Source organism: Gammaproteobacteria bacterium (assembly GCA_017999615.1).
Lineage (GTDB): Bacteria > Pseudomonadota > Gammaproteobacteria > JAABTG01 > JAABTG01 > JAGNLM01.
Genome location: JAGNLM010000002.1, coordinates 102,135 through 109,188, shown reverse-complemented (window position 1 = coordinate 109,188; position 7,054 = coordinate 102,135). Strand labels below are relative to the sequence as shown.

Here is a 7,054-nt window from a genome sequence, read left to right as displayed (position 1 = left end):
GCTCCCCCATGACCCGGGTACCCGGGCCAGGCGAGGGCACGGGGGTGATGGAAAAACCAGAATGTCCCCATTTTCCTCCCCCCGCTATACTGGCCACTTCCGACTCCGACGAGGCTGCCGATGGCCGGGAAGACGCTCTACGACAAGCTGTGGGACGCCCATGTGGTGCGGGTCGACGAGGGCGGCACGGCCCTGCTGTACATTGACCGCCATCTGGTCCACGAGGTGACTTCGCCCCAGGCCTTCGAGGGCCTGCGGCTCGGTGGGCGGAGGCCCTGGCGCGCCGGCGCCAACGTGGCGGTGCCCGACCACAACGTCCCCACGACCGACCGTGCGGCGGGCATCGCTGACCCCGTCTCCCGGCTCCAGGTGGAGACCCTGGACCAGAACTGCGCCGAGTTCGGGGTGTACGAGTTCCGGATGGACGACCCCCGCCAGGGGATCGTCCACATCATCGGCCCGGAGCAGGGGCTCACCTACCCGGGGATGACCGTGGTCTGCGGGGACTCCCACACCTCGACCCACGGGGCGCTCGGGGCCCTCGCCTTCGGGATCGGCACCTCCGAGGTGGAGCACGTGCTCGCCACCCAGTGCCTGCTGCAGAAGAAGTCGAAGAACATGCGGGTCCTGGTGGAGGGGCAGCTGCCCCCCGGCGTCACCGCGAAGGACGTGGCGCTCGCGGTGATCGGTGAGATCGGCACCGCCGGGGGCACCGGCTACGCCGTGGAGTTCGCCGGCGAGGCGGTGCGCTCGCTCTCGGTCGAGGGCCGCATGACGCTCTGCAACATGGCGATCGAGGCGGGTGCGCGGGCGGGGATGGTGGCGGTGGACGAGACCACCATCCGCTACGTACAGGGCCGCCCCTACGCCCCGTCGGGTGTGCTCTGGGAACGGGCCGCCGCCGCCTGGCGAGAGCTCCACAGCGACCCCGACGCGGTGTTCGACCGTGAGGTCCGCCTCGCCGCCGCCGCGATCCGGCCCCAGGTGACCTGGGGCACCTCGCCGGAGATGGTGGTGCCCGTGGACGGCCGCGTGCCCGACCCGGCGCAGGAGTCGGACCCGGTCCGCCGGGCCGGCCTGCAGCAGGCGCTCGATTACATGGGACTCGCGGCCGGGACCCCCATCCGGCAGATCGCCCTCGACAAGGTCTTCATCGGGTCCTGCACCAACGGTCGGATCGAGGACCTGCGCGCCGCGGCGGAGGTCGTGCGGGGCCGCCGGGTCTCCCCGGGCATCAAGCTGGCCCTGGTCGTGCCGGGGTCGGGGCTGGTGAAGCGTCAGGCCGAGGCGGAGGGCCTCGACCGGGTGTTCACCGAGGCCGGCTTCGAGTGGCGCGAGCCCGGCTGCTCCATGTGCCTGGCGATGAACGCCGACCGGCTGGAGCCGGGCGAGCGCTGCGCCTCCACCTCGAACCGCAATTTCGAGGGCCGGCAGGGCGCGGGCGGGCGCACCCATCTCGTGAGCCCGGCCATGGCCGCCGCCGCGGCGGTCGTGGGGCGCTTCGTCGACGTGCGGGAGCTCGGCCGGTAGGACCCGTGCCTGTCGGGAAGGGGCCCCGGGCCCCGTCCCCGGGCAGCGGCGACCGGCAGGGGGCGGGGCGGGCGCACCCCGCCGCGGCCCCGCAGGCGGCCCCGCCCGGCGTCAGCCGCCGTGCGGGTCAGCCGCAGTGCAGCCGGCGGTGCTCAGTCGCGGGGAAGGTCTTGCGGATGTTCGCCACCCGCTCCAGGTCGATGTCCGCGCCGATGACGCCGGGGCCCCGGGAGAGCTGGCCGAGGATCGCGCCCCAGGGGTCGACGATCGTGCTGTTGCCGAAGGTCTCGCGGCCCCCCACGTGGAAGCCGCCCTGGCCGGCCGCGATGACGTAGGAGAGGTTCTCCACCGCGCGGGCGCGTACCAGGACCTCCCAGTGGGCGCGGCCCGTGACCGCGGTGAAGGCGGAGGGCAGGGTGATCACCTCCATGCCCTGGTCCAGCATGCAGCGGAACAGCTCCGGGAACCGCAGGTCGTAGCACACCGCCAGTCCGATCCTGCCGAAGGGGCTGTCGATGACGACCGGCTGGCTGCCCGGGTCGATGGTGCTCGATTCGGCGTAACGCTCTTCCACGGCGGCCTTCACCGTGACGTCGAAGAGGTGCAGCTTGTCGTAGCGCGCAACCCGCTCGCCGGAGTCGTCGTAGACGAGGCACGCCGCGCGGTAGCGGTCCGTCTTCGGGGACTCGAGGGGGATGGTCCCCCCCACGAGCCAGACCCCGTGGCGCGCGGCCTGGGCGGCGAGGAAATCCTGGATACGGCCCCTGCCGTCGGTCTCCCGCACGGCGCGCCAGTCTCCGTCGCCCGTGCTCATGTGGGCGAAGTTCTCGGGCAGGACGACGAGCTTCGCCCCACCGTCCACCGCCTGGGCGATCAACCGTTCGGCTTCACCCAGATTGGCGGAGACGTTGGGGCCCGAGGCCATCTGAACGGCGGCGACCCATGTCATGGCCGCAGAATACCAGCCGTTCCGCGATTTGACACTTCCGACGGGGCTTCGTTAAGGTGCGGGCGGGCCCGGCACCGGGCCCGCGGGAATTGACCAGCACACCGCTGCCCCGGGGCGGGGCTCGCCGTACTGCCCCCGGGCCTTCTTCGTCGAGCATGGGGACGCTTACGTGCGCTTCGCCCTGAGAGAGAACGAGTACCCCACGCGCCAGGTGCTGCGTGGGACCGGACGGACGTCGCCTCGGGAGGCCCGCCGGGAGGCGCCGGCCGCCCCGGGCCGCGGGATGCCGGGGGTGGCGCCGTGAAGCCCGTGTGCGTGGGGCTGCTCGGCCTCGGCACGGTCGGCGGCGGCACGGTCGTGGTGCTGGGGCGCAACGCCGACGAGATCGCCCGCCGGGCGGGGCGCGGGATCGAGATCGGGCACGCGGCCGCGGCGAACCTGGACCGGGCCCGGGAGCTCGGGCTGAGCGAGGCGAGGTTGAGCGCCGACCCGGCCGCGGTGGTGAGAGACCCCGAGGTCGACATCGTCGTGGAGCTCTTCGGCGGCTACGAGCCGGCTCGCACGCTCATCCTCGACGCCATCGCCCACGGCAAGCACGTGGTGACCGCGAACAAAGCCCTGATTGCCCTGCACGGCAACGAGATCTTCGCCGCGGCGCGGGAGCGGAGGGTGATGGTGGCGTTCGAGGCGGCGGTGGCGGGCGGTATCCCGATCATCAAGGCCATCCGCGAGGGGCTCGCCGCCAACCGGATCGAGTGGGTCGCCGGGATCATCAACGGCACCAGCAACTTCATCCTCACCGAGATGCGCGACCGCGGCCGGGAGTTCGCGGACGTGCTGGCGGAGGCGCAGCGGCTCGGGTACGCCGAGGCCGACCCCACGTTCGACGTGGAAGGGGTGGACGCGGCCCACAAGCTGACCATCCTGGCGGCCATCGCCTTCGGCGTCCCGCTGCAGTTCGACAAGGCGTACGTGGAGGGCATCAGCCGCATCGCCCGGGAGGACGTGGCCTACGCGGAGGAGCTCGGCTATCGCATCAAGCTGCTCGGCATGGCCCGGCGCACCGCGAAGGGCATCGAGCTGCGGGTGCACCCGACGCTCATCCCCGAGCGCCGCTTGATCGCGAACGTGGACGGGGTCATGAACGCGGTCCTCGTGAAGGGCGATGCGGTCGGCGCCACGCTCTACTACGGAGCCGGCGCGGGCGCCGAGCCGACCGCCTCGGCGGTCATCGCCGACCTGGTGGACGTGACCCGGGCGCTCACCACCGACCCGGAGAACCGCGTGCCCCATCTCGCCTTCCAGGCCGACGCCCTCACCGACCTGCCGATCCTGCCCATGGAGGCCGTCGAAACGGCCTACTACCTGCGCATCGCGGCGGCCGATCGGCCCGGAGTGCTGGCCGAGGTGGCCCGCATCCTCGGTGACCGGGGGATCAGCATCGAGGCGCTGATGCAGAAGGAGCCCGTCCCTGGGGTCGAGCACGTGCCCCTCATCATGCTGACCCACCGGGTGACGGAGGGCCGCATGAACGAGGCCATCACCCGCATCGAGGCGCTCGACGGCGTCGCCGGAAAGGTCGTCCGCATCAGGGTCGAGCGGCTGGACGCGTGAGGGCCGCGGGGCGAAGGGCGCCTGCGCGCGGACGGGGACAGGGACAGGGACGGACGTGATGGCGAGACGGATCGTCCGCCGCGTCCTGCCCGACCCCCTGCCGCCACTCCCCCCGGGGCTCTCCCCGCTTCTCGCCAGGGTCTACGCGGCCCGTCAGGTCTCGGGTCCCCTCGAACTGGATTACAGCCTGGCGCGCCTGCACCCCTTCGCGGGCCTCGGCGGCATCGGGACGGCCGCGCGGCTCCTGGCCGACGCGCTCGCGGCGGGGGATCGCCTGCTCGTGGTGGGCGACTACGACGCGGACGGGGCGACCGGGGCGGCGCTGATGGTGCGCGGGCTGCGGGCGATGGGGGCGGCCGACGCCGACTACCTGGTCCCGACCCGGCTCGATTACGGCTACGGGCTGACCCCCGAGGTCGTCGAGGCGGCCGCCGCCCGCCGGCCCGACGTGATCGTGACGGTGGACAACGGGATCGCGAGCCTCGAGGGGGTGCGCGCCGCCCGGTCCCTCGGCATCCGGGTCCTGGTCACCGACCACCATCTGCCCGGGCCGGAGCTGCCCGAGGCCGACGCCATCGTCAACCCGAACTGTGCGGGCGACGCCTTCCCGAGCCGGAGCCTGGCGGGCGTGGGGGTCGCCTTCTACGTGATGGCGGCGCTGCGCGCCGAGCTGCGGGGGCGGGGCTGGTTCCCGGCCAGGGGGATCGAGGAGCCGAATCTCGCCGCCCTGCTGGACCTCGTGGCGCTCGGCACCGTCGCCGACGTGGTTCCCCTCGACTACAACAACCGGGTCCTGGTGGCCCGGGGGCTGGCGCGGATCCGGGCCGGGCAGGGTTGCCCCGGCATCCGCGCGCTCGCTCGCGTCGCGGGCCGCGACCCGGCCCGGATCGGCGCGACGGATTTGGGATTCTCCCTCGGCCCGCGCCTGAACGCGGCCGGCAGGCTCGCGGACATGTCGCTCGGCGTGGCCTGTCTGCTGGCCGACGACGATGCCGAGGCCCTGCGCCTCGCCCGTCAGTTGGACGCCCTGAACGGGGAGCGCCGGGCGGTGGAGGCGGAGATGCACGCCCAGGCCCTCGGCGCCCTGCGCCGCCTGGAGATCGGGGAGCAGGGCGCGCTGCCCTCGGGCCTCTGCCTCTTCGACCCGGACTGGCACCCGGGTGTGGTCGGGATCCTGGCTTCGCGCATCAAGGAGCGGTTGCACCGTCCGGTGATCGCCTTCGCGCCGGTCGCCGGGGGCGACCTGCGGGGGTCGGGCCGGTCGGTGCCCGCGGTCCACCTGCGCGACGCCCTGGAGGCCATCGGCACCCGCCACCCAGGACTCCTGGTGCGCTTCGGCGGACACGCGATGGCCGCGGGGCTCACCATCGACCCCTCCGCGCTGCCCGCGTTCTCCGAGGCCTTCGACCGGGAGGTCCGGGACCGCGCCGGCCCTGGGGGGCTCACCGGCGTGCTGTGGACCGACGGGCCGCTCGCACCCGAGGAGATGGCGATCGGGGTCGCCGAGTCGCTGCGTGAGGGGGGGCCCTGGGGGCAAGGGTTCCCGGAGCCGCTCTTCGACGGCGAGTTCCAGCTCGTCTCCCGCCGGGTGTTCGCCGAGCGGCACCTGCGCCTCGGCCTGCGGGCCGGGCCCTCCGGGCGGACCGTGGAGGCGGTGGCCTTCAACGCCCTCGAGCAGCCCTGGCCGGCCCCGGGGGGCGCCGTGCGGCTCGCCTACCGCCTGGAGGTCGACGAGTGGCAGGGAAGGCGCAACGTGCGCCTCGTCGTGGAGGAGGCCCAGCCGTTACAATAATTCTTTCGCGCCTCCAGGCCTCTGCCCCCTCGCGGTGAAGGCTGCCGCGCCAACGGGACCTGCGCCATGCTCGAGCTGAACGCCGTCTTTGCCCGCATTCGCGACATCCAGGGCCGTGTCCAAGCCCTCAGGGGGTATCTTTGACTTCGACGGCAAGCGCGAGCGGCTGGAGGAAGTCCAACGCGAGCTCGAGCAGCCCAACGTCTGGGACAACGTGCAGCGGGCCCAGGACCTCGGGCGCGAGCGGGCGCGGCTGCAAGAGGTAACCGGCGAGATCGCACGCCTCGGGAGCGCCCTCGAGGAGGCCGGTGACCTGCTGTCCCTGGCCGAGGACGACCAGGACGAGGCCACCGCGCAGGCCGTCGTGGCCGACGTGGACCGCATCGAGCGCGCCGTGGCCGACCTTGAGTTCCGGCGCATGTTCTCCGGCGAGATGGCCTCCCACCCCGCGTTCCTCGACGTCCAGGCGGGCGCGGGCGGCACCGAGGCCCAGGACTGGGCCGAGATGCTCCTGCGCATGTACCTGCGCTGGGCGGAGCGGCGCGGTTTCAAGGCCGCGATCCTGGAGGCGTCGCCGGGCGAGGTCGCCGGGATCAAGAGCGCGACGGTCCACGTGCAGGGCCCCTACGCCTTCGGTTGGCTGCGGACGGAGACCGGCATCCACCGGCTGGTGCGCAAGAGCCCCTTCGACTCGGGCAACCGGCGGCACACCTCGTTCGCCGCGGTCTTCGTCTCCCCGGAGATCGACGACGACGTCGCCATCGAGATCAACCCCGCCGACCTGCGCGTCGACGTCTACCGGGCGAGCGGCGCCGGTGGCCAGCACGTGAACCGCACGGAATCCGCGGTGCGCATCACCCACAACCCGAGCGGCATCGTGGTGCAGTGCCAGAGCGAGCGGTCCCAGCACCAGAACCGGGACCACGCCATGAGGCAGTTGCGCGCCAAGCTCTACGAGATGGAGATGCAGAAGCGCCAGGTGGCCCAGCAGGCGCTCGAGGATTCGAAATCCGACATCGGCTGGGGCCATCAGATCCGCTCCTACGTGCTCGACCAGTCCCGGATCAAGGACCTGCGCACCGGGTACGAGACCGGCAACCCCCAGCCCGTCCTGGACGGGGACCTGGACCCGTTCATCGAGGCCAGCCTGAAGGCCGGCCTGTGAGAGA

Annotated in this window: 5 protein-coding genes; 4 read left to right on the top strand and 1 reads right to left on the bottom strand. The window is 72.8% G+C overall.

All coding sequences use genetic code 11. The features are described from left to right. Positions 1-120 precede the first annotated feature (120 nt). Positions 121-1,530: a 3-isopropylmalate dehydratase large subunit gene (gene leuC, locus KA217_03690; protein MBP7711553.1), complete on the top strand. Its 1,410-nt coding sequence runs from the start codon at positions 121-123 to the stop codon at positions 1,528-1,530. A gap of 127 nt (positions 1,531-1,657) precedes the next feature. On the opposite strand, the gene KA217_03685 is transcribed toward leuC, so the two are convergent. Next, complete coding sequence (locus KA217_03685; protein MBP7711552.1) at positions 1,658-2,479, bottom strand: carbon-nitrogen hydrolase family protein; 822 nt, start codon at positions 2,477-2,479, stop codon at positions 1,658-1,660. Positions 2,480-2,779: 300 nt separating this feature from the next. Here KA217_03685 and KA217_03680 point away from each other — a divergent pair, with 300 nt between their 5' ends. The 3 genes from KA217_03680 (at position 2,780) to prfB (ending at position 7,050) form a co-directional block, all read left to right on the top strand. Next, entirely contained in the window at positions 2,780-4,093 is a 1,314-nt protein-coding gene (locus KA217_03680; GenBank protein MBP7711551.1) for a homoserine dehydrogenase, read from the top strand. 58 nt (positions 4,094-4,151) lie between these two features. Next, on the top strand, positions 4,152-5,885 hold the full coding sequence (recJ, locus tag KA217_03675; protein MBP7711550.1) for a single-stranded-DNA-specific exonuclease RecJ: 1,734 nt from the start codon (positions 4,152-4,154) through the stop codon (positions 5,883-5,885). A 66-nt stretch (positions 5,886-5,951) separates the two neighbouring features. Further along, positions 5,952-7,050, top strand: a protein-coding gene (gene prfB / locus KA217_03670; protein ID MBP7711549.1) for a peptide chain release factor 2 whose coding sequence is annotated in 2 segments (ribosomal slippage) — positions 5,952-6,026 and positions 6,028-7,050 — 1,098 coding nt in all. Because the reading frame shifts where the segments join, the coding sequence is not laid out codon by codon here. Positions 7,051-7,054 lie beyond the last annotated feature (4 nt).